Here is a 25,897-nt window from a genome sequence, read left to right on the forward strand (position 1 = left end):
CTGCCTCGTGCAGCGAAAATTGCTGCATCGCAGTAGCCGAAAGCCCTGCTTGCCGGAGGATTGCGCCGCCGAGCCGCATTTTTTCCCGGCTTCGCAAAAACGCGATTGACTCAAATGCGCCGCATGGATTAGATCGTTCCAATAAAATCGCACAAGAAACCACCGGGAGGACAGATCTGGATGGCCAGCCGGGCCAAGGCAACGATACTCGACATCGCCCGTGAGGCGGGCGTGTCCAAATCGACGGTATCGCTGGTGCTGCAAGGCAGCGGGCTGATCCGGCCCGAAACCGCGCTCAAGGTGCGCAAGGCGATCGAGGACGTCGGCTATGTCTACAACCGCGGCGCCGCCAATCTGCGCAAGGCCCATTCCAACGTCATCGGCATGGTCATCAACGATCTCACCAATCCGTTTTTCGCCGAGCTCGCGGTCGGCATGGAGCGCGTCTTCCAGTCGGCCGGCGTCGTGCCTTTCATCGCCAATACGGCTGAAAACCCGGTGCGCCAGGAAGAGGTTCTGAAATCGTTGATGGAGCAGGGTGTCGCCGGGCTCGTCGTGTCGCCGGCGCGCGGCACCACGCCTGGCGCGTTCCGTCGCCTTGAGACCGCAGGCGTTCCGGTCGTCTTCGTCATGCGCCGGCTTCCCGAAAGCCGCATCCCGGTGATCACGCCCGACAATCATCGCGGCGCCTATCTTGCCACCGCCCATCTGATCGGCAAGGGCCACCGCCGGCTGGCCTTCTTCGGCGGCTCGTCCGACCTTGTCGTCTATCACGAGCGCCTGGGCGGCTTTCGCGAGGCCTGTGAAGCGCTCCGCATCGATCCGGCCGACAGGCTGGTCTTCGAGGGCGAAACCAGCCGCAAGGGCGGTATTGCCTGCCTGGAAACCGCACTTGCCATGGCCGCGCCGCCGACCGCGGCCCTTTGCTTCAACGATGCGGTCGCCTTCGGCGTCTTGCTGGCGCTGCGCAAGCGCGGCCTGGAACCCGGCGCGGACTTTGCCGTCGTCGGCTTCGACGACGTCGCCGAGGCCGAGCACTATATGCCGGCGCTGACCAGCGTCGCGGTGAACACCGCCGGCCTCGGCGAGCGCGCCGCCCATGTCGTGCTGAAGATGATCCAATCGCGCACCACGCGCGCCGAGGATCATATCGGCGCCGTCAACCTCGTGGTCAGGGAAAGCTGCGGCCCCGATCGCAAGGAGCATGGCTGCGCAGGAATGGGAGACGCGGCATGACCGTCAGTTGGGGGCTGATCGGCGCCAGCACGATCGCAAGACAGTTCATGATCGGCGCCATCCGCGCGCAGCCGGACGGCGAGATCGCCGCAGTGATGAGCTCCAGCCCGGAGCGGGCTACCGCCTATGCTCTGGAAAACCGCATTCCGGCGGCGGTCGCGACGATTGATGAATTGCTCGGCTCCGACATCGACGCCGTCTACATCTCGACCACCAACGAATTGCATCTCGAACAGGCACTCGCCGCCATCGAGGCGGGAAAGCATGTGCTTTGCGAAAAACCACTGGCGCTGACCAGCGCCGACGCGCGCAAGATGGTCGCGGCGGCCAGGGCCGCCGGCGTCGTGCTCGGCACCAATCACCACCTGCGCAATGCCGGCTCGCATCGGGCGATGCGCGAAGCGATCGCTGCCGGCCGCATCGGCAGGCCGATCGCCGCGCGCGTCTTCCACTCCGTCTATCTGCCGGAAAACCTGCAGGGCTGGCGCATCACTAGGCCGGACGCCGGCGGCGGCGTGGTGCTCGACATCACCGTCCACGATGCCGACACGCTGCGCTTCGTGCTCGGCGACGATCCCGTCGATATCTCGGCATTCACGCAGTCGGCCGGCATGGCCGCCGGCGGGCTGGAAGACGGCGCCATGTGCCTCTGGCGCTTCGGATCGGGGATCATTGCCCAATCGCATGAGGGCTTCACCACCAAATTCGCCGGCACCGGCTTCGAGGTGCATGGCAGCGAAGGCTCGCTGATCGCCAAGGACGTAATGACGCAGAAGCCAGTCGGCTCGGTGTTGCTTCGCACGGCACAGGGTGAGGAGGAATTGAGCTTCGACCGCGAAGACCTCTATGCCCGTTCGCTGCGCCAATACCACGCGGCGATCCGCGGCGAGGGCCAGCCTTCCGCCACCGGCGAGGACGGCGTCTGGTCGCTGACATCAGCCGAAGCGGCATTGCAGTCGGCCAGGTCTGGCAGGGCCGTTGCCATCGACCCGAAGCTCGGGAGCGCAGCGTGAGCAAGCTCGTTTCCGCGGCTGAGGCTGCCGGCCTGATCAGGGATGGCGTGGTCGTTTCCGTGTCGTCGTCGAGCGGCCTCGGCTGCCCGGATGCGGTGCTTGCCGCCATCGGCGAGCGCTTCGACGCCGACGGCCATCCCAAGGACATCACGACGCTGCACCCGATCGCCGCCGGTGACATGTACGGCATCAAGGGCATCGACCATGTAGCCAAGCCCGGCCTGTTGAAGCGCACTTTGTGCGGCTCCTATCCGTCCGGGCCTTCATCGTCGGAACCGCCGCAGATCTGGAAGATGATCGGCGACAATACGGTCGCCGCCTATAACGTGCCGTCCGGCATCCTGTTCGACATGCATCGCGAGGCCGCCGCCAAGCGCCCCGGCGTGCTGACCAAGGTCGGGCTCGATACCTTTGCCGACCCGCGCCATCAGGGTTGCGCCATGAACGCTGCCGCCAGCGAGCCGATCGTTTCGGTGCAGCAGTTCGACGGCGAGGAATGGCTCTATTTCCGCTCGATCGTACCGCAGGTCGCGATCATCCGCGCCACCACGGCGGACGAGCGCGGCAACCTTACCTATGAGCATGAGGGTGCCTATCTCGGCGGCCTCGAACAGGCGCTGGCCGCCCGCAACAATGGCGGCATCGTCATCGCGCAGGTCAAGCGCGTCGTCGAGAACGGCACGCTGAAGCCGCACGATGTGCGCGTGCCCGGCGTGCTGGTCGACCATATCGTGGTGGCGCCCGACCAGTTGCAGACGACGCTGACGCCTTACGATCCGGCCATCTCCGGCGAGATCTTCCGGCCGCTGTCGAGCTTTCGCAACGCCGAGATGAACGTCCAGAAGGTCATTGCGCGCCGCGTCGCCATGGAGCTTGCCGACGGCATGGCGGTCAATATCGGCTTCGGCATCTCGGCCAATGTGCCGCGCATTCTGCTCGAGGAAGGCCAGCACGGCAAGGTCACCTGGGTCATCGAACAGGGCGCGGTCGGCGGCGTGCCGCTGCTCGACTTCAAGTTCGGCTGCTCGTCGAATGCCGACGCCTTCATGCCCTCGCCGCACCAGTTCATCTATTTCCAGGCCGGCGGCTTCGACGCCTCGCTGCTGTCCTTCTTGCAGATCGACCGCCACGGCTCTGTCAATGTCTCGAAGCTTTCGGCGCGGCCCCACGTCACCGCCGGCGCCGGCGGCTTCGTCGACATCACCGCGCGGGCGAAGAAGATCGTCTTTTCCGGTTTCTTCAACGCCGGCGCCAAGCTGTCGCTTGCCGGTGGCGGCATCCGCATCGACCAGGAGGGCAAGGTCAAGAAAGTCGTCGACGAGGTCGAGCATATCTCCTTCTCGGGCAAGCGTGCCGTCGCGCAGGGACAGGATATCACCTATGTCACCGAGCGCTGCGTGATGAAGCTGACGCCTGCGGGGCTGATGGTGACCGAGTTGGCGCCGGGCATCGACCTCGAGCGCGATGTGCTGGCGCAGGCCGAGATCCCGCTCGCCGTCGCCAACGACCTGAAAGTGACGCCGGATGCGCTCTACCGGGACCGGCCGATCGGCCTATCGCTCAATGGCGGCGCGTCGCTTGGAGGCGCACATGGCTGAGCGTCTGGTAACCTTTGAAACCGACGGCGCCATCGGCATTGTCACGCTGCGCCGGCCGGAGAAATTCAACGCGCTCGATATTCCGATGCTGCGGGCGCTGGAAGCGGCACTCGACGAGGCCGAGACAGCAACCGGCGTCCGCGTCGTGCTGGTCTGCGGCGAAGGCAAGGGCTTTTGCGCCGGCGGCGATGTCGAGGCTTGGGCGGAAATGAGCGCCGCCGATTTCCAGGTGCAATGGGTGCGCTACGGCCATCGCGTCTTCGACCGACTGGCGCGGCTGCGGCAGCCGACCATCGCCGTGCTTGCCGGCCATGCGCTGGGCGGCGGGCTGGAACTGGCGGCCGCTGCAGACTTCCGCGTGGCGGAAACACAGGTGAAGCTGGGGTTCCCCGAAACCTCGATCGGCGTCGTTCCCGGCTGGTCCGGCACCCAGCGCGCCGTGCGCCGCTTCGGCGCGCAGGCAGTGCGGCGGATAGCGCTCGGCGGCGAAGTGTTTCTGGCTACCGAGGCTCTTGCTCTGGGGATTGTCGACCGGGTGGTCGAGACCGGTAAGGCGTTCGCTGAAGCCAAGGCCTGGGCCGGCAAGATCGCCGAGCGCGGCCCGCTCGCGACCGAAGCCGCCAAGCTGATGATTGCCATCGCGGAGGGCGAAGAGAGTGCTGCCGCGACCGAAGCGCTGGCCAGCGGCTTCATCGCGCTGACAAGCGATCTCAGGACCGGCGTCGATGCTTTCAACGCCAAGCAGAAACCGGCGTTCTCAAGATCTTAGGACCTGAAACGCACATGAACGCACCTCTCAACATCGCCATGCCCGCCGAGGCAGCCGCAGCGCCGAAAAGCTACCGGCTGCTGATCGGCGGCAGGTTCGTCGACGCCCAGGACGGCCGCACGCTGGAGCGCAGCAGCCCTGGCCACGGCTTCACCGTCTCGCGCTATGCACAAGCCGGCCCGGCGGACGTGGAGGCTGCGGTACAGGCCGCGCACAGGGCCTTCGAGACCGGCCCGTGGCCGCGCATGAAGGCCGCCGAGCGCGCCGCGATCCTGCTCAAGGCTGCTGACCTGATCGAGGCGCGGCTGGACGAGATTGCCCGGCTCGACGCACTGGAATCCGGCAAGCCGATTGCGCAGGCGCGCGGCGAGATCGGCGGCGCCGTCGATATCTGGCGTTATGCCGCGGCACTTGCCCGCACGCTTCACGGCGAAAGCTACGCCAATCTCGGCGATGCCATGCTCGGCGTCGTGTTGCGCGAACCGATCGGCGTTGTCTCCATCATCACGCCGTGGAATTTCCCGTTCCTTATCGTCAGCCAGAAACTACCCTTCGCGCTCGCCGCCGGCTGCACGGCGGTGGTCAAGCCGAGCGAGATGACCTCGGCCTCGACCTTTGTGCTCGGCGAGATCCTGATGCAGGCCGGCCTGCCGGATGGCGTCGTCAACATCCTTGCCGGGTTGGGCGCCGATGTCGGCGCACCGATGGTCAGCCATCCGCTGGTCGAGATGGTGTCGTTCACCGGCTCCACCCGCGTCGGCAAGATGACCATGGCGTCTGCCGCCAACTCGCTGAAGAAAGTCGCGATGGAGCTCGGCGGCAAGAACGGCCAGATCGTCTTTCCCGATGCCGACCTCGAGGCCGCCGCCGACGCAGCGGTGTTCGGCGGCTTTTTCAATGCCGGCGAATGCTGCAATGCCGGCAGCCGGCTGATCGTCCATGAGGCGATCGCCGACGAGTTCCTCGGCGCCGTCAATGCCCTCACCGCCAAGGTGGTTGTCGGCGACCCGCTCGACGACCGCACCAAGGTCGGCGCGATGATCTCCGCCGACCATATGGCCAAGGTCACCGGCTACGTGACGGCAGCGGAAAACGGCGGCGGCCGGATCTGTAGCGGCGGCAATCAGCTTGCTTCGAGCGCCGGCCAGTATCTTGATCCGACCATCGTTCGCGATGTCACCGAAGACATGGCCATTGCACGCGAGGAAGTGTTCGGTCCGGTGCTCTCGGTGCTGACTTTTGAATCGATTGAAAGGGCGTTGCACATCGCCAACAACACGCCCTATGGTCTGTCGGCGGGCGTGTGGAGCGCCAGCATCGATACCTGCATGTCGGTGGCGCGGAATGTGCGTTCGGGAACCGTTTGGGTGAACACGTTCATGGAGGGTTACCCCGAGCTGCCTTTCGGCGGCTACAAGCAGTCCGGTCTCGGACGCGAACTCGGCAAGCGCGCCGTCGAGGATTATACCGAGGAAAAGACAATCCAGTTTCATCGCGGCCAGCGCACCGGATGGTGGGTCGGCTGAGTTGGGAAGAACCCGGCGGGCATCCGCCGGTCGTGTAAGTTCAACAAGGGAGGAAGTACATGTTGCGCAAACTGCTTATCGGGACGGCTCTCGCATCGGGCGTTGCGTTCGCGGCCCATGCCGAGGACGTCAAGGAAGTCCAGATGCTGCATTGGTGGACGTCGGGCGGCGAAGCTGCCGCTCTGAACGTGCTCAAGCAGGATCTGGCCAAGGAAGGCTTTGCCTGGAAGGACGTGCCGGTGGCCGGCGGCGGCGGCGACGCTGCCATGACCGCGCTGAAGGCGATGGTGGCAGCGGGCAACTACCCGACCGCCTCGCAGATGCTTGGCTATACCGTGCTCGATTACGCCGCAGCCGGCGTTATGGGCGACCTGACCGAGACGGCGATAAAGGAAGGCTGGGACAAGTCCGTTCCCGCGGCCCTGCAGAAATTCTCCGTCTATGACGGCAAGTGGGTCGCGGCTCCGGTCAACGTCCACTCGGTCAACTGGCTATGGATCAACAAGGCGGTGATGGACAAGATCGGCGGCACCGAGCCCAAGACCTTCGACGACTTCATTGCGTTGCTGGACAAAGCCAAGGCGGCGGGCGTCATCCCGCTCGCGCTGGGCGGCCAGAACTGGCAGGAAGCGACAATGTTCGACTCAGTCGTGCTGTCGACCGGCGGGCCTGAGTTCTACAAGAAGGCCTTCAACGACCTCGACGAGGAGTCGCTGAAGTCCGACACGATGAAGAAGTCGTTCGACAATCTCGCCAAGCTCGTCACCTATGTCGACCCGAACTTCTCGGGCCGGGACTGGAACCTCGCCACCGCCATGGTCATCAAGGGCGATGCGCTGGTGCAGGTGATGGGTGACTGGGCCAAGGGCGAATTCAACGCCGCCAAGAAGGTCCCGGGCACCGACTTCCTGTGCTACCGCTTCCCGGGCACCGACGGCAGCGTCGTCTACAACTCCGACATGTTCGGCATGTTCAACGTTCCGGAGGACCGCAAGGCCGCCCAGATCGCCCTGGCCACCGCCACGCTGTCGAAGAGCTTCCAGTCGGCCTTCAACGTCGTCAAGGGCTCTGTCCCGGCCCGCACCGACGTGCCGGACACCGACTTCGACGCTTGCGGCAAGAAGGGCATGGCCGACCTGAAGGCCGCCAATGAAGGCGGCACGCTGTTCGGTTCGCTGGCGCAGGGCTATGGCGCGCCTCCCGCGGTTGCCAACGCCTACAAGGATGTCGTCTCGAAATTCGTGCACGGCCAGATCAAGACCTCGGACGAGGCCGTGACCCAACTGGTCAGCGCGATCGAAGACGCCAAGTAAGGCACCCGCCCATGTGAATGATCTCCCCGGCGCAAGCCGGGGAGATCCCCTGCGGCGAGGTTTTGCGGTTGCGCCGACCGGCACGCTTTCGTGCCGCAGAGCCCGAGACAGCAGAATTCCGGACCCGCCATACGGAATGGACAGATGAGCACAGTTGCTGAAACCAGTATCACGCTGACGCCGGAGCACGATGCCCGTCCGGGCGCCACGGTGCGCTCGCGCCTTCAGAATGCGCTGCCGAAGCTCGTGCTGGCGCCGAGCTTCGCCGCCACAATCGTCTTCGTCTACGGCTTCATCCTGTGGACGATCTATCTGTCCTTCACCAATTCCAAGACCTTTCCCTCCTATGCGATCACCGGGCCACGCGCCTATCAGCGGCTATGGCGCTGGACTTTCGAAAGCGATCCGCCGTCCTCCTGGTACACGTCGATCACCAATATGGGGATTTTCGGCTTCCTCTACATTTCCATCTGCCTGGCGCTCGGCCTGTTCCTGGCGATCCTGCTCGACCAGAAGATCCGCGGCGAAGGTGTGCTGCGGCCGATCTACCTCTACCCGATGGCACTGTCGTTCATCGTCACCGGCGTTGCCTGGAAATGGTTTCTGGACCCCGGCCTCGGCCTCGAGCAGACACTGCACCAATGGGGCTGGACGAGCTTCCATTTCGACTGGATCAAGAACAAGGATTTCGTCATCTACACGGTGGTCATCGCCGGCGTCTGGCAGGCGTCGGGCTTCATCATGGCGATGTTCCTGGCCGGCCTGCGCGGCATCGACGGCGAGATCCTGAAGGCGGCGCAGATCGACGGCGCCACCACCTTCCAGCTCTACCGTCGCATCGTCATCCCGCTGCTGCGGCCGATCTTCCTGTCCGCCTTGATCGTCCTCGCGCATCTCGCCATCAAATCCTACGATCTGGTGGTCGCGCTGACCAGCGGCGGGCCGGGCGGTTCGGCCTGGCTGCCGTCCAACTTCATGTATGAGTACACCTTCAAGCGCAACGAGATGGCCGTCGGCTCGGCCAGCGCCGTGATCATGCTGATGACCATCACCGCGATCATCGTTCCCTATCTCTATTCCGAGCTTCGGGAGAAGCCGCGATGAGCGCCGTGGCCACTCCTGCTCGCCAGAGCACTGGCGGTATCAGCGCCAGGACGGTCAACCGTATTGTCATCTACGGGCTGCTGGCGCTGTTCGCGCTGTTCTATCTGATGCCGCTGTTCGTCATGCTTGTGACCTCGTTCAAGACCATGGACGAAATCCAGAACGGCAACATGCTGGCGCTGCCGCAGGAGCCGACCTTCGCACCTTGGATAAGGGCGTGGAGCGAGGTTTGCTCGGGTCTCACCTGCGTCGGCATGAAGGGTTATTTCTGGAACTCGATCAAGATGGTGGTTCCGGCCGTCATCATCTCGACCCTGCTCGGCGCGCTCAACGGCTATGTGCTGACGAAGTGGCGCTTTCGCGGGGCGACGCTGGTGTTCGGGCTGATGCTGTTTGCCTGCTTCATTCCGTTCCAGTCCGTCCTCTTGCCGATGGCAACGATCCTCGGCAGCCTCGGCCGGTTCGGCGTCAAGCTGCAGAACGCGACCGGCCTCACCTTCGGCTTCGGCAATCCGACCGTGAATCTGGTGTTCGTTCACGTCGTCTACGGCATCGGCTTCACCACCCTGTTCTTCCGCAATTATTACGAAGCGTTTCCGAACGAGCTGGTGAAGGCGGCGCAGATCGACGGCGCCAGCTTCTTCCAGATCTTCCGGCGCATCATGCTGCCCAACTCGCTGCCGATCATCGTGGTGACGGTGATCTACCAGTTCACCAACATCTGGAACGACTTCCTCTTCGCTTCCGCCTATGCCGGCTCAGGCGACGTGATGCCGATGACGGTGGCGCTGAACAATGTCGTCAACACCTCGACCGGCGTCGTCGAATACAACGTCAACATGGCGGCGGCGATGATCGCCGCGCTGCCGACGCTCCTCGTATACGTGCTCGCCGGCCGCTATTTCGTGCGCGGCCTGATGGCCGGCGCCGTCAAAGGATAATCGCATGGCTTTTCTGGAAATTGACGGGCTGAAGAAGCGTTTCGGAGCGGTCGAGATCCTGAAAGGCATCGACCTCGACCTGGAAAAGGGCGGCTTCCTCGTGCTGGTCGGGCCTTCCGGTTGCGGCAAGTCCACGCTGCTCAACACTATTGCCGGCCTGGAAACCATCACCGAAGGGGAAATCCGCGTCGACGGACGCACGATCAACGATCTCCACCCCTCCAAGCGCGACATCGCCATGGTCTTCCAGAGCTACGCGCTCTATCCGAACATGACGGTTGCCGGCAATATCGCCTTCGGCATGGAGATGCGCGGCGTGCCGGCCGGCGAGCGCCAGAAGGCAATCGACAAGGTGGCGAAGGTCCTGCAGATCGGCCATCTGCTGAAGCGCAAGCCAAGCCAGCTCTCCGGCGGCCAGCGCCAGCGTGTTGCCATGGGCCGGGCGCTGGTGCGTGATCCAAAGCTGTTCCTGTTCGACGAGCCTTTGTCCAATCTCGATGCCAAGCTGCGTGTCGACATGCGCATCGAGATCAAGCGCCTGCATGCCACCACCGGCACCACCATCGTCTACGTCACCCACGACCAGATCGAGGCGATGACGCTGGCCACCAAGATCGCGGTGATGCGCGACGGCGAGGTGCAGCAGTTCGGCACGCCAGCCGAAATCTATAACAATCCGGTCAACCTGTTTGTTGCCGACTTCATGGGCTCGCCGGCGATGAACCTGATCCCGGCGACGATCGGCAGCAACGGCAGCGGCTTCTCCGTCGTCATGGAGCGCGAGGCGCGCCAGCCGATCTCGCTGCCGCTGGGCAATGCGCCGGCCGGCCTGTCGGCATTCCAGGGAAAACCGATCATTTTCGGCGTCCGCCCGGAAGCACTGACCGATCCCGAGGGTGCCGAACGCAACGCCTCGAACATCGCCCGCGCCGAATGTCACATCGAGGTCATCGAGCCGGCCGGCTCGGATACGTTCGCGGTCACCAATCTCGGCGGCAAGGCGGTGGTGGCGCGGCTGCGCGCCGATGCCAAAATCCAGCCCGGCACGGTCACGCCGCTCGCCTTCAACCTGACCAAGGCGGTGTTCTTCGATCCGGCGACCGAGAAACGCATCGTCTAACGGCCATGACAAATCCCGACATCGTCATCATCGGCTCCGGCATAGGCGGCGCCACGATCGCCTCCGGCCTTGCCGGCAGTGGCGCCTCGATCCTGATGCTGGAGCGCGGCGAAGCCCTGCCGGCAACGCCGCACACACGCGACACCCGCGCGATCTTCGTCGATGGTCATTATCGGCCGAAGGAGATGTGGCTCGAGGCCGGCGGAGCGCCTTTCAACCCGGGCAATTACTACTATGTCGGCGGCAATTCGAAATTCTACGGCGCTGTGCTGATCCGCTACCGCAGGGAAGACTTTTCGGAGATGGAGCACTATGGCGGCATCTCGCCGGCCTGGCCGTTTTCCTATGAGGAATTCGAACCCTGGTATTCCAGGGCCGAGCAGCTTTTTCACGTGCGCGGTGCACTCGGCGAAGACCCGACCGAGCCGTTCCACTCTACGCCCTACCCTTTCGGGCCGGTACCAGACGAGCCGTCGATCGCGCGTGCGCGCGCCGAGTTGAAGAGCCTAGGCCTGCATCCGGCATCGCTGCCGCTCGGCGTCGACATCGAAGCCTGGCTGAAAGATGGCAGCACGCCGTGGGACGCGTTTCCCAACACCGGGACCGGCAAGATCGACGCGCAATCCGGGCCGTTGGCAGCAGCCCTTGCCGATCAGAATATCCGGCTTGAGACCGGCGCCCATGTCGAATATCTCGAGGCATCGCCGGACGCCAGGACGATCGAGACCGTCCATTACCGCCAGAACGGTGCGCTGAAGAAAGTCGCGCCGAAGCTGGTGATCCTGTCGGCCGGCGCGGTCAATTCAGCCGCCGTCCTGCTGCGTTCGCCTTCCCCTTCTTCCAAGGGCAAGGGAGGTGGCAAAGGCCTGGCCAACCGTTCCGACCAGGTCGGCCGCAACTTCATGAACCACAATTCGAGCGCCATGCTGGCGATCGATCCACGCCGCCGGAACAAATCCGTCTACCAGAAGACGCTGATGCTGAACGATTATTATCTGTCCGACGGCAAGGGCGGCAAGCCGCTCGGCAATGTCCAGCTCCTCGGCAAGATCGACGGCAACATCCTCAAGGCCAATGTCAGGCGCGCGCCCAAATTCGCGCTCGATTTCATGGCCGGCCACGCCGTCGACTGGTATCTGATGTGCGAGGACCTGCCCGATCCCGAGAGCCGCATCATGATCGACGGCAAGGACATCGTCATGCAGTGGCGGCGCTCCAACATGCAGTCGCTCGACGGACTGACCAAGGTGATGCGCGAGAATTTCCGCGCCTGCGGCTATCCGATCGTCCTGTCGCGTCCGTTTGACAAGCGCACGCCCTCGCACCAATGCGGCACTGTGAAGATGGGCAACGATCCAGCGACCTCGCCGCTCGATCCGTTCTGCCGCTCCTTCGACCACAGCAATTTATTCGTCGTCGATGCCGGCTTCCTGCCGAATTCGGCCGCCGTCAATCCGGCGCTGTCGATCGCCGCACAGGCGCTGCGCGTCGCCGACCATATCCGCAAGACGGAGCTCGCAACATGAGCCGCCCGGCAGCGATCGTCACCGGCGGCGCGCGCGGCATCGGCCTTGCCTGTGCCGAGGCGCTGGCCGGCGCAGGCTTCGACATCCTCGTCGCCGACCTTGCTGACGAAGCCGCAGACGGGCTCGCCGCCGACATCACCGGGCGCGGCGCGAAATTCGCCTATGTCAGCTGCGACATCGCCGACCTCGACGGCCACGCAGCGCTGATTGATGCCGCGACAAGCGCCTTCGGCCGCATCGACTGCCTGGTCAACAATGCCGGCATCGGCACTGTCCTGCGCGGCGATCTGCTCGAGCTCAAGCCGGAAAATTTCGACCGGGTGCTCGGCATCAATCTGCGCGGCACCGTATTCCTCAGCCAGGCCGTCGCCAAAGCGATGCTCGGCCTGCCAAGCGATGGTGCGAGATCGATCATCACCATCACTTCGGTCAGCGCCGCCATGGCCTCGCCGGAACGTTCCGATTACTGCATCTCCAAGGCTGGGCTTTCGATGTGGGTGAAGAACCTGGCACTGCGGCTCGCCGCCGAAAATATCGCCGTGTTCGAGGTGCGCCCGGGCATCATCCGCACCGACATGACCGCCGGTGTGACCGCCAAATATGACGGGCTGATCGACGGCGGGCTGGTGCCGGCGATGCGCTGGGGCGAGGGCGAAGATATCGGTGCCGCCGTGGCGGCGCTCGCCGGTGGCAAGTTCGGCTTTTCGACCGGCTCGGTCATCAATGTCGACGGCGCGCTGTCGGTGCCGAGGCTATGAACAGGTGACGCCATGACCGACTACATCATCGTCGGCGCTGGCCCGGCCGGCTGCGTACTCGCCAACCGGCTGAGCGAAGATCCGTCGCATCAGGTGCTGCTGCTCGAAGCCGGCGGCAAGGACTGGCATCCGCTGATCCACATGCCGGCCGGTTTCGCCAAGATGACCAAGGGCATCGCCGCCTGGGGCTGGTCGACGGTGCCGCAAAAGCACATGCAGGACCGCGTCTTCCGATACACGCAGGCCAAGGTGATCGGTGGCGGCTCTTCGATCAACGCCCAGATCTACACGCGCGGCAACGCCCGCGACTACGACGCCTGGGAGAAGGAAGAAGGTCTTGCCGGCTGGGGCTATCGCGACGTGCTGCCCTATTTCAAGCGCGCCGAGAACAATCAACGTTATGCCAACGATTTCCACGGCGACCAGGGCCCGCTCGGCGTGTCGAACCCGATCGCGCCGCTGCCGATCTGCGAGGCCTATTTCCGTGCCGGACAGGAGATGGGCATCCCCTTCAATCCCGACTTTAACGGGGTAGCCCAGGAGGGCGTCGGTTACTATCAGCTGACGCAGAAGGACGCGAAGCGCTCCTCCGCCTCTGTCGCCTATCTCCGGCCGATCCGCGAGCGAAAGAATCTCACCATCAGGACCGGCGTTCTGGTGACACGCATCGTCGTCGACAAGGGCCGCGCCGTCGGCGTCGAGATCGTCGACAGGCCGGGCGGCCAGCCAACGGTCCTGCGCGCCGAGCGCGAGGTGATCGTCTCGTCCGGCGCTATCGGCTCGCCGAAGCTTCTGATGCAGTCGGGCATCGGCCCGGCCGACCATCTGAAGGCGGTCGGCGTCACACCGATGCACGATCTGCCCGGCGTCGGCTCCAACCTGCAGGATCATCTCGACCTGTTCGTCATCGCCGAATGCACCGGCGATCACACCTACGACAACTACGCCAAGCTGCACTGGACGGCGTGGGCCGGCCTGCAGTATCTGCTCCTGAAGAAAGGCCCAGTAGCCTCCAGCCTGTTCGAGACCGGCGGCTTCTGGTACGCCGATCCGACCGCCGCCTCTCCCGATATCCAGCTGCATCTCGGCCTCGGCTCCGGCATCGAGGCCGGCGTCGAGAAGCTGAACAATCCGGGCGTGACATTGAACTCGGCCTTCCTGCGCCCGCGCTCGCGCGGCACCGTGCGGCTGAACAGTGCCGATCCCGCCGACCGCCCGCTGATCGATCCGAACTATTGGTCCGATCCCTATGACCGCGACATGTCGATCAAGGGGCTGAGGCTGGCGCGCGAGATCATGCGGCAGAAGGCGCTGCAGCCCTATGTACTGCGCGAGGTACTGCCGGGACCCGACCTGCAGAGCGGCGACGAGTTGTTCGACTACGCTTGCCGCAGTTCCAAGACCGACCATCACCCGGTCGGCACCTGCCGCACGGGCCACGATGCAATGAGCGTGGTAACGCCAGATCTCAGGCTGCGCGGTATCGAGGGCCTGCGCGTCTGCGACGCCTCGGTGATGCCGCGCATCCCCTCCTCCAACACCAATGCCCCGACGATCATGGTTGGCGAAAAAGGCGCCGATCTGATCCTTGGCCGCGAGCCGTTGCCGCCGGCGGTGGTTTCCACCAACCGAGCGGCATGAGGGACAAAAGAATGATCAGGCACTGTGTCTTCGTCAGATTTCGCAACGATGTCGCCGACGCCGAGCGCGCGGCAATCCATGCCGATCTCGAAGCGTTGCGGGCGGTGATCGACGGCATGGGCAAGGTCGAATTCAGCGCCAATACCAGCCCGGAACCCTTCGCCCGCGGCTTCACGCACGGCTTCACCATCGACTTTCGCGACGCTGCGGCACGCGATGCCTATCTGGAGCATGAAGCGCATCAGCGAGCCGGCGCAAAACTGGTCGCGGCGCTCGAAGGTGGCACCGACGGGCTGATGGTGTTTGACCTGGAGATCGCGTGACTATCCCATTCTCAGCGCAACGACGCCGGCAACGATGCTAAGCACCGCGGCACCTCGCCATGCCGTCATCTTCTCGCCGAGCGCGAACACCGAGATCATCATGGCGAACAGGATCGATGTTTCGCGCAGCGACGCCACCGAGGCGATCGGCGCCTTGGTCATCGCCCACATCACGATCCAGTAGGCGCCGCCGCTGAGCACGCCGGTATAGGTTCCGGCCTTCCAGTCGCGCGCCAGCACCGGCAGCGCCTGTGGGCCGCGAAAGACGACGCATAGCACCAGCGCCCACAGCGCATCGCAGACGAACAGCCAGGCGGCATAACTCGACGCGGTGGCGGCCAGCCGCGCGCCGCTGCCGTCCGACAGCGTGTAGCTGGCGATGAAGATCGATGTGCCCAACGCGAAACCGACGGCGCGCAGGTTCAATTTCTCCAGATGCGCGCCGCCGCGAAACGACAGCACCAGCGTGCCCGCCGACAACAAGAGGATGCCGAGAATGGCGAGCGGCGCCGGCATCTCGGCAACCACCACAACGCCCCCCAAAGCGGCCAGCAATGGCGCGGTGCCGCGCGCCAGCGGATAGGTCTGGGCGAAATCGCCGGCCTTGTAGGCGCCGATCAGGAACGTCCTGTAGCCCATGTGGAAGACAACCGAGGCGAGGATGTATGGCCACACTTCCGGCTTCGGCACCTCGACGAAAGGCAACGTCACCAGCGCAGCGGCACCCATGCCGAGCGTCATCAGTGTGATCGACAGGAAACGGTCGAGGTGGACCTTGACCAGCGCGTTCCAGATCGCATGCATGGAAGCGGCGGCGAGCACCGCGAAAAAGACAAACAGGCTCATCGGCGGTTCATCCGCCGCCCGTCCCGATGACGATCGGCGTCTCCAGGTCGATATCGACCCAGAGCGGAAAATGGTCGGAAGCGATTTGGCCGATATCGGCGCTGACCGAGCGCACGCGCCCGGCAAACATGCCGCCGACGAAGCAATGGTCGAGCCGGCGCTTTGCCAGCCTGCCATCGATAGTCTTCACATGGGTGTGGAAATCCGCTGTCGGTTCCATTGCGACGGCGGCGACATCGACAAAACCGTCGAGATAGGCGGCACCGCGATGATAGGGCGCGCTGCCGACAATGCGCCGGTACTCGGCGCTATCCGGCTCCATGTTGAAGTCGCCCAACCAGATCGCCGCTACGGGGTTTTCTGGCTCCTGTTCGCCATTGCTCCAGTTGCGCGCCGGCTCGTCGTCGGCGCCGCTCCATGGGCCGCCCTCGGACGGCGCGCGGCGATGCTCGGCGAGCAAATAGTCGATCTGCTCCAGCCGCTCCTCGACCGCGATATGCGCCAGATGCAACGACAGCACCCGCACCGGACCGGCAGGGGTGCGGATCATGCATTCGAGTGCGGCATTGCGGGTGTTGAGCGGCCGCAGCGTGCGCCTGAGCGGCAGCGTATGCAGCCGCGACCAGACGATCGGAAGCTTCGACAGAACCATGGTGCCGAATTGCCGCCGCCGGTTGACGATGCGGCCTTCACGCCGGTGGCTGGCATCCATGTCGAAGGCCGGCCCGTAGACCCAATGATAGGCGGGCAGAAATTGCGAAAGAAGTTCCGGCTGGTCGTCCTCGTTGCTGCGCAACCAGTGCCGTTCCACCTCCTGCAAGGCGACGATGTTGGCGCCGGCCACGACCTTGGCACAACGCGCCAGGTCGTAGCGGCCATCGCTGCCGAAGCCGTACTGGATGTTATAGCTGACCAGCTTCATTGCTTATCCGGCTCAGTTTCCTGCTGGCAGTAGCCGTTCGCTGACAGCCTTGCAATGTGCAGCCGGGCGGAGGGAGCTTGGGCCAGATGCTAAGTGGTCAGCGGCTGGAACCGACCGGGCGGGGATGCTGCCAGTTCCGACCAGTCGATTTCTTCCTCAAGGCGGTGGTAGGCTTCGTCGCCGATCGTTCCGTCGATGCGCAAACGCTCCAGTGCATCGCGCTGGCTCTTGATGGCGTAAAGACGCAATCTGTCATACTCGGTCGCCGCCTGGGCATCCTCCGGGTTTTCGGCGATGGCGCGCTGGGCGGCATATTGCTCTCGCACCGCCCCGGCCGCGCTCGATGTCTTGCCGCTGAGCACGTCCAGCGCCGCCTGCATGATGGCGACGCGCGCCTGCGCCACCTCCCGGTCGACCGTCCGGTCGAGGTCGAGATTGAGCAGAAGCAGCAACGGTTTCAGGCTGACGCCTTGCAGCACCAATGTGCCGAGCACGACCGTGAAAGCGGCGAGCACGATAGGATCACGGCCCGGAAAGTCGGCCGGCAAGGCGAAGGCGGCCGCAAGCGTCACCAGGCCGCGCATGCCGCACCAGCCGATAAGCACGCCGCCGCGAAATGTCGGCGCGTCTTTTTGCCTGTCCTCGTCGCCCAGACGTGCCAGCGCTCTGAGGACCGCGCCGCAGCCCAGAACCCAGACGAGCCGTGATACGATGACGACGGCCAGCACAGCCAGGGCAAAGACGAACGCCTCGCTTTGTCCTTGCTCAGCAAGTCGCCCGACGATGGACCGCGCTTGCAGGCCCATCAGAACGAAGGCCAGCACGTTGAGCACGAACACCGCCGTCTCCCAGACAGAGTAGGAGCTGACACGATTCCTTGCCGGCATGCGGCGCGGCGATGTACGTGCGATCGTCATGGCATAGACGACGATCGTGATGATGGCGGAAAGCCCTATCCTGTCGGCCAGGATCCAGACGCCGAAGGTCGAGGCGAATTGCACTACGGTGCCGCTCGCCGGGTCGTCGATGCGGCCGAGTATGGCGAGAGACAACCGGCCGAGCACATAGCCTGCGGCAAGGCTGCCGACCGTCGACAGCAGGATCATTGGAACGGCACTGCTCAACAGGATGGAGCCGGCGGCTGCGGAAACCGACATCCTGTAGATCAACAGCGCCGTGGCGTCGTTGAGCAGGCTCTCGCCTTCCAGGATGGCGGTGATGCGGTGCGGCACCTTGAACTGTCCGAGCACGGCCGCCGCCGCCACCGCATCGGGCGGCGCTACGATCGCGCCGAGCGCTATGGCGGCGGCGATGGGCAAGCCTGCCATCGTCCAGCCGACCAGCGCGACCGTCACGGTGGTGAAGATGACGGCGCCAAGCGCCAGCAGGATGAGCGAAACCTTGTAGCGGTTGAGATCGCGCAGCGACGTGTCATAGGCCGCGTCGAGCAGAACCGGCGCGATGAACAGAGCGAGCGCCAGCCCCGGGTCGATCTCGATGGTCGGGGCAAACGGCAGGAAGGCGATGCCGGCGCCGGCCAGCGCCAGCAATGACGGATAGGGAATCTGCAGACGCCGCGACAGCGCAGTCAGGGCGACCGCGATGAGAAGCAGGACAAGGGTGAGTTCAAAAAGCGCCATGCCTTATCGTAGCGGTGAAGCCGGGCGATTGGCACTGCAAAAACGACGACGGCTTTGGCTGCTGGTGAATGGTGAATGGTGAATGGTGAATGGCTGCGTGCAGAGGAATTTCGGCGCGTAAAGCGCATTCTTACTATTCACTGTTCACTATTCACTCTTCTCCTAATGCAGCACCAGCATGTCGCCCGACGAGAACGAAATCTCGGCCTTTTCGCCGACGGCCGGCGGCGGTGTGGCCGGACTGTTGAACGTGTCGAGCGAGACCGTGCTGCCGCCGATGCCGACGCGAACCCGGATGACCGAGCCGAGGAAATGCACCTCGGCGATTTCGCCCCAAAGGCTGGAATCGCGACCGGGGTGTCGGCCGAGCGAGATCGCCTCGGGCCGCAACGCCAGCGACAGCGTGTCGCCGGATTTCGAGCCGTTGAGCTTGCCCTTGAGCGAGACCTCTTGCGAGTTGACGCGCACCTTGCCCGAAGCGGCGTCGGTGACCGTGCCTTCGAGCACGTTCAGCGTGCCGACAAAATTGGCGACGAATTTGGTTGCCGGCCGGTTGTAGATCTCGAACGGCGTGCCGACCTGCTCGGCCTTGCCGCCATACATGACGGCGATGCGGTCGGAGATCGACAGCGCCTCTTCCTGGTCGTGGGTGACGAAGATGGTGGTGATGCCGAGCTTCTTCTGGATCGAGCGGATTTCCTCGCGCAGCGACACGCGCACCTTGGCATCGAGCGCCGACAGCGGCTCGTCGAGCAGCAGCAGTTTCGGCTTGGGCGCAATCGCCCGCGCCAGCGCGATGCGCTGCTGCTGGCCGCCGGACAGTTGGTAGGGATAGCGGTCGCCCATCTGCGGCAGCTTGATGATGTCGAGCATCTCGGCAACGCGCCTGTCGGCATCGGCCTTCGGCATACCGGCGACCTTCAGCCCGAAGCCGATATTCTGCGCCACGGTGAGGTTCGGAAACAGCGCATAGGCCTGGAACACCATGCCGATATTGCGCTGGTTGGGCTTGAGCCGGGTGACGTCCTTGCCGGCCACGACGATCTTGCCGGCGCTTGGCTCCTCGAAACCGGCGACCATGCGCAGCACCGTCGTCTTGCCGCAGCCCGACGGGCCAAGGAAGGAGACGAATTCGCCCGGCTCGACGTCGAGGTTGAAATCCTGCACCACAATGGCGGCGCCGAAGGATTTCTGCACATGCTGGATTGAGAGGAATGGCTCGGTCATGGCTTTTTCCTTCGGGTCAGTTCGGACGGTTCGCCGATCGCGGCGCGAAGCGCGACAGGATCTGGATCAGCGACATGCAGCCCCAGGTGATGGCGAAGGCGATGATGGCAAGCGCCGCCGGCTCGTAGGCGCGGTTGGCGCCGACGTTCTGCAGATAGGGTCCGAAAGCAGGCCGGTTGAGCAGGCTGGCCATGGTAAATTCACCGATGACGATGGCGAAGGTCAGGAAGGCGCCTGACAGCACCGCGATCAGCACATTGGGCAGGATGACCCGGGTGATGATCGTGCCCCAGCCGGCGCCGAGGATCTGCGCCGCTTCGGTCAGTGTCCGCACGTCGATGGTGCGAAGCCCGGTGTCGACGGCACGATACATATAGGGCAGCGCCAGTGTCGCATAACCGATGACCAGCAAGGCATTGGCTCCTGTCTCGCTGGCCAGGAACGGCAGCGGTGAGTTCGACCCGTACATTCTGATGTAGCCGAAGACGATAACGATGGCCGGAATGACCAGCGGCAGCAGCGTGATGAACTCGACGACGGGCCTGATCTGCGGCAGCCGCAGACGAATCCAGTACGCCGCCGGCACCACCACCAGCACGCCAAGGACGATGGTGAAGATGGCTGCGACCACCGAATAGATGAAGGTCGCCTGGAAGCGGGGATCGCCGAGCACGACCTGATAGGCATCGAAGGAATACGCGCCGCGCCGCATGCGCATGGAGAATTCCACGGTCGCGATCAGCGGAATGAAGAAATAGGCCGCGCCCAGCGCGAAGACGATCCAGGCCCAGAATCTGCCGGACTTCATTTGAGCCACCTCTCAGAGCGCGTCCGGAACCAGATGTAGAAGACATTGGCCAGCCCAGTGATGACGATCATGCCGAAGGCGATGGCGTAGCCGAGATGGGCATTGTGCAGCACGTCACCGCGGATCTGTGCGTAGAGCAGGATAGGGACGATGTTAAGCGAGGAGCCGGTCAGAGCGTAAGCGGTGGCGATGGCACCGAAGGCGTTGGCGAACAAGAGGATGACGGTGCCGAGGAAACTTGGCCAGATCACCGGAATGACGACCATGCGCCAGAACTGCGCCTGGGTCGCGCCAAGCGTTGCCGCCGCTTCGCCCCATTCCTTCTTCAGCCCATCGATCGCCGGCACGATGATCACCACCATCAGCGGGATCTGGAAATAGACATAGGTCAGCGTCAGGCCCCAGAACGACAGGATGTTGAAACCATGGGCATAAATGTTGAAGCCGACCAAGACGTTGAGCAGCACCGTGGCGAGCCCGAGCCGGCCGAGCGTCGCGAGAAAGGCAAAGGCCAGCGGCACGCCGGCAAAATTGGAGGCCACACCGGAAAAGGTCAGTGTCGCCGAGCGTATCCACTCCGGCAGCCCGCCGCGCACGATGGCGATGGCAATGGCAAGTCCCGCGAAAGCACCGATCAGCGACGAGGCGAGGCTGACCTTGATTGAGATCCAGTAGGCGGCAACGATCGACGGCTGCGCCAAGGCCGCTATGTTTTCGAAAGTGAATTCGCCGGCATCGTTCCGGAATGCGCCCAGCATCAGATAGAGCGTCGGCAGGATCAGGAACATGATGGCGAAGATGAAGAAAGGCGCAACGCCAAGCCATTGCGTCGGCAGCCTCATGCTGCGGGCGTCGGCAGGAGGCGCGGTCTTCCCGGCAACAGCGTGATCGGACAACGAGATATCGGTCATGCGCCGGCTACCGTCCTGGAGGTATGCCGGGCGGCCATCTAAGCCGCCCGGCTGATCTCAAGTCTTACTTGACGTTGGCGCCGACGACGGCATCCCAGTTCTTGGTGATGGCTTCCTTGGCCTTGCCCTGCTCGTCGAGCGTCGGGAACACCGCGGCTGCATAGGACTCGGCCGGCGGCAGCTTGGCCATCACGTCAGCCGGGAGCTTGCCATTCTTGGCGAGGTCGTTGAAGCGGATCGGGTGACAATAGCCCTTCAGCCAGCCGATCTGGCCTTCGTCGGAATAGAGATATTCCAGCCACAGCTTGGCAGCATTCGGGTGCGGCGCATAGGCGCTGATCGCCTGAACATAGACGCCGGCGACGACACCGGTCTTCGGCACGACGACGTCGACCGGCGGATTGCCCTTCAGCGTATCACGGCCGGCAAGCGCGTTATAATCCCAGGTCACCAGGATTGGCGTCTGGCCTTGAGCAAGCGTCGCGGGCTTGCCGATGACCGGCACGAAATTGCCGGCGGCGTTGAGCTTCTTGAAGAAGTCGAGACCAGCCGTGCCGGCGGCTTCGCCGGCAGCCGCACCGCCGGAAAGGCCGGCGGCATAGACTGCCTGGATGGCCTGGTTCGAAGCACGCGGGTCGCCGGCGAGCGCCACGGTATTGGCGAATTCCGGCTTCAGCAGATCGGCCCAGTCGGCCGGCGCTTCCTTGACTAGGTCCTTGTTCACCAGAAACGAAAGCACGCCGTAGTAGTCGCCGGTCCAAAAGCCTTCGGCATCCTTGGCGCTGTCCGGGATCGAGTCCCAGGTTGATACTTTATAAGCCTGGATCAGGCCATCCTTCTTGGCGGTCGGGCCGAAGCTCAGGCCGACGTCGATGACGTCGGGCGCTTGCGGGCCCTTGTTGTCCTTGTTGGCCTTGATCGCCTCGACCTCGTCGCCGGAGCCGGCATCGGGGTTGAGCTCGTTGACGGTGATCCCCGGATATTTTGCCTTGAAGCCGTCGATGACCGCGCCGTAGCCGCACCAGTCATGCGGCAGCGCGATGGTGGTGAGCTGGCCTTCAGCCTTGGCTGCGGCGACCAGTTCATCCATGGACTGGGCCGACGAGATGGCAGAGGTCGCCATCAGGGCGACGGCCGAAAGGGAAAGCAGTTTTCCCGTGAATTTGAACATGTGTTCTCTCCGTTGAACTGACGCCGTTGGACGCCTGCGATGCGGTATCGTTTTCGTGTGACAGCCAGATGAAAGCTTTGTGAAAGCGACGCCCCGCAGTATGAAAAAGTAAACTCTTTTTAACCGGCTGTAGCAATCGCTTCGCGATTCTTTTTCCGGCTAACTAGTTTCGATCTTGCCTTTCATCTTTCCCCCTTTCCTTTGCCTCTTTTCTCAAGTCTATTCCCGATACGAAAATTGTCTCAGACGGTGCCGGCGATGGCGTTTTCGAGCAGCGCCAGCGCCGCCTTCTTGGTCAGCTTGACCGGGTTGCCGCCGGCGGTCGGGTCGACCACCGCCATGTCGGCAATCAGGCCCTTGCGCTCTTTGTCCATGTCGAGGCCCTTGATCAGGCCGGGCAGCGCGTGCGGCACCTTGAGCTCCTTGCGCAGCTTGACAACAGCCTTGGCAAAACCGTCGAAGCCGCCCTTGATGCCGCAATAGGCGGCAAGCCGGGCGATGCGCGGCTCGATCGCCTCGCGGTTGAAGGCCAGCACGTAGGGCATGAACACGGCGTTGGTCATGCCATGGTGGGTGTCGTAGAGCGCGCCGATCGGATGCGACAGCGAATGAATCGCTCCAAGCCCTTTCTGGAAGGCGGCCGCTCCCATGGCAGCGGCGCTCATCATGTTGGCGCGGGCGACCAGATCCTTGCCGTTGGCATAGGCTTTCGGCAGGTTTTCGAAGACCAGCCTTATGCCTTCCACGGCGATGCCGTCGGCCATCGGGTGATAGCCCGGCGCGCAATAGGCTTCGAGGCAATGGGCAAGCGCATCCATGCCGGTGCCGGCGGTGATGAAGCCCGGCATGCCGACCGACAGCTCCGGATCGGCAATGACGATCGCCGGCAAAAGCTTTGGATGGAAGATGACCTTCTTGGTATGGGTCGCTTCATTGGTGATGACGCCGGCGCGGCCGACTTCCGAGCCGGTGCCGGCCGTGGTCGGCACGGCGATGATCGGCGCGATCGCATCGGCATCGGCGCGCGTCCACCAATCGCCGACGTCCTCGAAATCCCAGACCGGCCGTGTCTGCCCGGCCTGGAAGGCGATGAGCTTGCCGAGATCGAGCGCCGAGCCGCCGCCAAAGGCAATGACGCCGTCATGCTTGCCCTTCTTGAACACGGCAATGCCGGCGGTCAGGTTGGAATCCACCGGGTTCGGCTTGACCTCGGAAAATACGCCATACGGCACCTTGGCGTCGTCGAGGATCTTCAGCGTCGAGGCCACCACCGGCAGCCTGGCCAGTCCCGGATCGGTGACGAACAGCGGCCGCTTGATGCCGGTCGCCGCCAGCACCTCCGGCAGCTCCTTGATGCGTCCGGCGCCGAAGCGGACGGTCGTCGGGTAATTCCATTTGGAAACGAGTTTTGTCATTTCGACCTTCTTGACTGCTTTCGTGCTCTCGGATGTCATTAGTTCACAAAGGTGTTGGCCACACGTTCCGACCGCATCATGTACGGAACCCAGATGACTGCGGCCCATATCGAGCGCGAAATTCCGCCCACGGTGTCTGCGTCGTACGCATCGGGCAACTCTGGAACGACGGTGGGAAAAGCCAGATGCACAGCCCATGGATCGAGACCGGCATATACCGGCATCGCCAATGCCCAAATCATGTACCAGCCGGGGAATATCTGCCAGCGCTTGAACATGAAGAACAATAACAGGGCCGGGGCCGTAAGGTTTAGTATGCCGGATATCACCAATTCGGCAAGAATCAGCACACCTTGGGACAAACTGTAGGCCTGCCAGTTCTGTAACATGCCGAGATAGTCGGAATTGTGCAGTTGTACCAACCCCAGTATCGGCGTGAGCATCAACCCGAGCATCGGCAGGACAAGCCACCCGCCGATACCCTCGGGACCCTCACGATCTGGCAGCGCCGATTGTTGTGTATCCGCCATTACTCCCCCTCAACAGCGATCGCATGCCTGTCGATCGCCACCTTAGATCACCTCGCGCAGATGGTATGATTTCGGCCTGGTCAGATTGTCGTAGCCGATGGCCGACAGTGCCGCGCCCTTGCCGGTGTCCTTGACGCCGGTCCAGACCAGCGCCGGGTCGAGATAGTCGCAGCGGTTCATGAACACGGTGCCGGTCTCGACACGATCGCCGATCGCCGCCGCATGCTCAATGTCGTGCGTCCAGATCGAGGCCGTCAGCCCATAGGGGCTGTCGTTCATCAGCGCGATCGCCTCCTCGTCGTTGCGCACCTTCATGATGCCGACGATCGGGCCAAAGCTTTCCTCGCGCATGACGCTCATCTGGTGGTCGACCTGGGTCAGCACTTCCGGCGCCAGATAGGGCGAACCTTGCCTGTCGTTGGCCACCTTCATATCGATGTGCGCCCTGGCGCCCTTGCGCAACGCCTCGGCCTTCTGCTCGCGGATCAGGTCGGCGAAGCGCGCCTGCGCCATCGGCCCCATGGTGGTCGCCTGGTCGAGCGGATTGCCGACGACGTAGTTCCTGGTCTCGGCAATGAAGCCCTCGACGAATTCATCGTAGACCGTCTCATGCACATAGACGCGCTCGATGCCGCAGCAGCACTGGCCGGAATTGTAGAAAGCGCCGTCGACCAGATTGGCAACGGCATGGTCCATCTTTGCGTCCGGCAGCACATAGGCCGGATCCTTGCCGCCGAGTTCGAGGCCGAGCGTCATGAAGGTGCCCGCCGCCGCCTTCTCGATGGCGCGGCCGCCGGCGACCGAGCCGGTGAAGTTGACATGGTCGATCTTGCCGGAGCCGAGCAGCCTTTCGGTCTGCGCGTGGTTCAGGACGAGGTTCTGGAACAGGCCCTTGGGCAGGCCTGCTCTGTCGAACGCCTGCTGAAAACGTTCGCCGACCAACAATGTCTGTGCCGCATGCTTGAGGATGACAGCGCTGCCCGCCATCAGCGCCGGCACGATGGTGTTGACGGCAGTGAGATAGGGATAGTTCCACGGCGCGATCACCATGACCACGCCGAGCGGAACCTTCTTCACATAGCGGCGAAAGCCGTCCTTCGGATTGGAGGCCATGACCGGCTTCAGGGCCGCCTCGGCGATCTCGACCATGTAGCTGACGCGTTCCCTGACGCCGCCGAACTCGCCGCCATAGCGCACCGGCCGGCCCATCTGCCAGGCGATCTCCGGCACGATCTCGTCGGTCATGGCGACCAGCGCTTCCAGCATGGCAAGCATGTATTTGCCGCGCTCGATGACCGGCGTCTCAGCCCACTTCTCCTGCGCCGCCTTGGCACGTTCGACCGCGGCACCGATCGCCTGGTCGGTGGCAAGAGGCCGTTCGGCATAGATCGAACCGTCGACGGGGGATTTTATCTTGACCGTTTCGGTCATGCCTTGGGTCCTCGCATTCTACAATAATGTCGTTGGTTAGCGCCGCCCCTCATCCGCCTGCCGGCACCTTTTCCCGTATACTGACGGGGAGAAGGGACAAGCTCAGCGCCGGGCCCCCTCTCCCCCGT

At 63.7% G+C, this 25,897-nt stretch carries 23 protein-coding genes; 13 read left to right on the forward strand and 10 right to left on the reverse strand.

Annotated elements, in window-relative coordinates:
• The first annotated feature begins 180 nt into the window (after positions 1 to 180).
• The 13 genes from NKH90_RS06465 (at position 181) to NKH90_RS06525 (ending at position 14,868) form a co-directional block, all read left to right on the forward strand.
• Complete coding sequence (locus NKH90_RS06465) at positions 181 to 1,236, forward strand: LacI family DNA-binding transcriptional regulator (protein WP_352818165.1); 1,056 nt, start codon at positions 181 to 183, stop codon at positions 1,234 to 1,236.
• Entirely contained in the window at positions 1,233 to 2,249 is a 1,017-nt protein-coding gene (locus tag NKH90_RS06470; protein ID WP_352818168.1) for a Gfo/Idh/MocA family protein, read from the forward strand. The genes NKH90_RS06465 and NKH90_RS06470 overlap by 4 nt, the downstream gene beginning before the upstream one ends.
• Positions 2,246 to 3,847 carry an acyl CoA:acetate/3-ketoacid CoA transferase gene (locus tag NKH90_RS06475; protein WP_352818171.1) on the forward strand — a complete coding sequence of 534 codons (1,602 nt, stop codon included), beginning with the start codon at positions 2,246 to 2,248 and terminating at the stop codon, positions 3,845 to 3,847. Before NKH90_RS06470 ends, NKH90_RS06475 begins: the two co-directional genes overlap by 4 nt.
• Complete coding sequence (locus tag NKH90_RS06480) at positions 3,840 to 4,616, forward strand: enoyl-CoA hydratase/isomerase family protein (RefSeq protein WP_352818174.1); 777 nt, start codon at positions 3,840 to 3,842, stop codon at positions 4,614 to 4,616. Before NKH90_RS06475 ends, NKH90_RS06480 begins: the two co-directional genes overlap by 8 nt.
• Before the next feature lie 14 nt (positions 4,617 to 4,630).
• Entirely contained in the window at positions 4,631 to 6,142 is a 1,512-nt protein-coding gene (locus NKH90_RS06485) for an aldehyde dehydrogenase family protein (protein ID WP_352501929.1), read from the forward strand.
• Between the two features lie 59 nt (positions 6,143 to 6,201).
• Positions 6,202 to 7,455 carry an ABC transporter substrate-binding protein gene (locus tag NKH90_RS06490; RefSeq protein ID WP_031194023.1) on the forward strand — a complete coding sequence of 418 codons (1,254 nt, stop codon included), beginning with the start codon at positions 6,202 to 6,204 and terminating at the stop codon, positions 7,453 to 7,455.
• A gap of 144 nt (positions 7,456 to 7,599) precedes the next feature.
• Positions 7,600 to 8,559, forward strand: a complete 960-nt coding sequence (locus tag NKH90_RS06495; RefSeq protein ID WP_352469510.1) for a carbohydrate ABC transporter permease — start codon at positions 7,600 to 7,602, stop codon at positions 8,557 to 8,559.
• A complete protein-coding gene (locus NKH90_RS06500) occupies positions 8,556 to 9,500 on the forward strand; it encodes a carbohydrate ABC transporter permease (protein ID WP_023675367.1) in 945 nt (314 codons plus the stop codon). Before NKH90_RS06495 ends, NKH90_RS06500 begins: the two co-directional genes overlap by 4 nt.
• A 4-nt stretch (positions 9,501 to 9,504) precedes the next feature.
• On the forward strand, positions 9,505 to 10,620 hold the full coding sequence (locus NKH90_RS06505; RefSeq protein WP_352818179.1) for an ABC transporter ATP-binding protein: 1,116 nt from the start codon (positions 9,505 to 9,507) through the stop codon (positions 10,618 to 10,620).
• A 5-nt stretch (positions 10,621 to 10,625) separates the two neighbouring features.
• Positions 10,626 to 12,146, forward strand: coding sequence for a GMC oxidoreductase (locus tag NKH90_RS06510; RefSeq protein ID WP_352818182.1), 1,521 nt, complete (start codon positions 10,626 to 10,628; stop codon positions 12,144 to 12,146).
• On the forward strand, positions 12,143 to 12,904 hold the full coding sequence (locus NKH90_RS06515) for a 3-ketoacyl-ACP reductase (RefSeq protein ID WP_352818185.1): 762 nt from the start codon (positions 12,143 to 12,145) through the stop codon (positions 12,902 to 12,904). Before NKH90_RS06510 ends, NKH90_RS06515 begins: the two co-directional genes overlap by 4 nt.
• 12 nt (positions 12,905 to 12,916) lie before the next feature.
• A complete protein-coding gene (locus tag NKH90_RS06520) occupies positions 12,917 to 14,545 on the forward strand; it encodes a GMC family oxidoreductase (protein ID WP_352818187.1) in 1,629 nt (542 codons plus the stop codon).
• An 11-nt stretch (positions 14,546 to 14,556) separates the two neighbouring features.
• On the forward strand, positions 14,557 to 14,868 hold the full coding sequence (locus NKH90_RS06525) for a Dabb family protein (protein WP_352448247.1): 312 nt from the start codon (positions 14,557 to 14,559) through the stop codon (positions 14,866 to 14,868).
• Here the strand turns inward: NKH90_RS06525 and NKH90_RS06530 are convergent, their stop codons facing one another.
• The 10 genes from NKH90_RS06530 to NKH90_RS06575 all read right to left on the reverse strand — a co-directional run bounded on the left by NKH90_RS06530 (position 14,869) and on the right by NKH90_RS06575 (position 25,769).
• On the reverse strand, positions 14,869 to 15,714 hold the full coding sequence (locus NKH90_RS06530) for an EamA family transporter (RefSeq protein WP_352818191.1): 846 nt from the start codon (positions 15,712 to 15,714) through the stop codon (positions 14,869 to 14,871).
• Between the two features lie 7 nt (positions 15,715 to 15,721).
• Positions 15,722 to 16,636: an endonuclease/exonuclease/phosphatase family protein gene (locus NKH90_RS06535; protein WP_352818194.1), complete on the reverse strand. Its 915-nt coding sequence runs from the start codon at positions 16,634 to 16,636 to the stop codon at positions 15,722 to 15,724.
• Between the two features lie 89 nt (positions 16,637 to 16,725).
• Positions 16,726 to 18,276, reverse strand: a complete 1,551-nt coding sequence (locus NKH90_RS06540) for a cation:proton antiporter (RefSeq protein ID WP_352818197.1) — start codon at positions 18,274 to 18,276, stop codon at positions 16,726 to 16,728.
• A gap of 162 nt (positions 18,277 to 18,438) precedes the next feature.
• The gene (locus NKH90_RS06545) at positions 18,439 to 19,503 is read right to left on the reverse strand and encodes an ABC transporter ATP-binding protein (RefSeq protein ID WP_352818200.1); all 1,065 of its coding nucleotides are present in this window, start codon (positions 19,501 to 19,503) and stop codon (positions 18,439 to 18,441) included.
• Positions 19,504 to 19,519: 16 nt separating this feature from the next.
• A complete protein-coding gene (locus tag NKH90_RS06550) occupies positions 19,520 to 20,311 on the reverse strand; it encodes an ABC transporter permease (protein WP_352454042.1) in 792 nt (263 codons plus the stop codon).
• Positions 20,308 to 21,222, reverse strand: coding sequence for an ABC transporter permease (locus NKH90_RS06555; protein WP_023675356.1), 915 nt, complete (start codon positions 21,220 to 21,222; stop codon positions 20,308 to 20,310). The genes NKH90_RS06550 and NKH90_RS06555 overlap by 4 nt, the downstream gene beginning before the upstream one ends.
• Positions 21,223 to 21,286: 64 nt before the next feature.
• Positions 21,287 to 22,393 carry an ABC transporter substrate-binding protein gene (locus tag NKH90_RS06560; RefSeq protein WP_352469502.1) on the reverse strand — a complete coding sequence of 369 codons (1,107 nt, stop codon included), beginning with the start codon at positions 22,391 to 22,393 and terminating at the stop codon, positions 21,287 to 21,289.
• 242 nt (positions 22,394 to 22,635) lie between these two features.
• Entirely contained in the window at positions 22,636 to 23,808 is a 1,173-nt protein-coding gene (locus NKH90_RS06565) for an iron-containing alcohol dehydrogenase (RefSeq protein ID WP_352818203.1), read from the reverse strand.
• Positions 23,809 to 23,846: 38 nt separating this feature from the next.
• A complete protein-coding gene (locus NKH90_RS06570; RefSeq protein ID WP_352818206.1) occupies positions 23,847 to 24,338 on the reverse strand; it encodes a DUF2569 domain-containing protein in 492 nt (163 codons plus the stop codon).
• Between the two features lie 42 nt (positions 24,339 to 24,380).
• A complete protein-coding gene (locus NKH90_RS06575; RefSeq protein ID WP_352818209.1) occupies positions 24,381 to 25,769 on the reverse strand; it encodes an aldehyde dehydrogenase family protein in 1,389 nt (462 codons plus the stop codon).
• Positions 25,770 to 25,897: the final 128 nt, after the last annotated feature.

Source organism: Mesorhizobium sp. M0898 (assembly GCF_040319695.1).
Classification (GTDB): Bacteria; Pseudomonadota; Alphaproteobacteria; order Rhizobiales; family Rhizobiaceae; genus Mesorhizobium.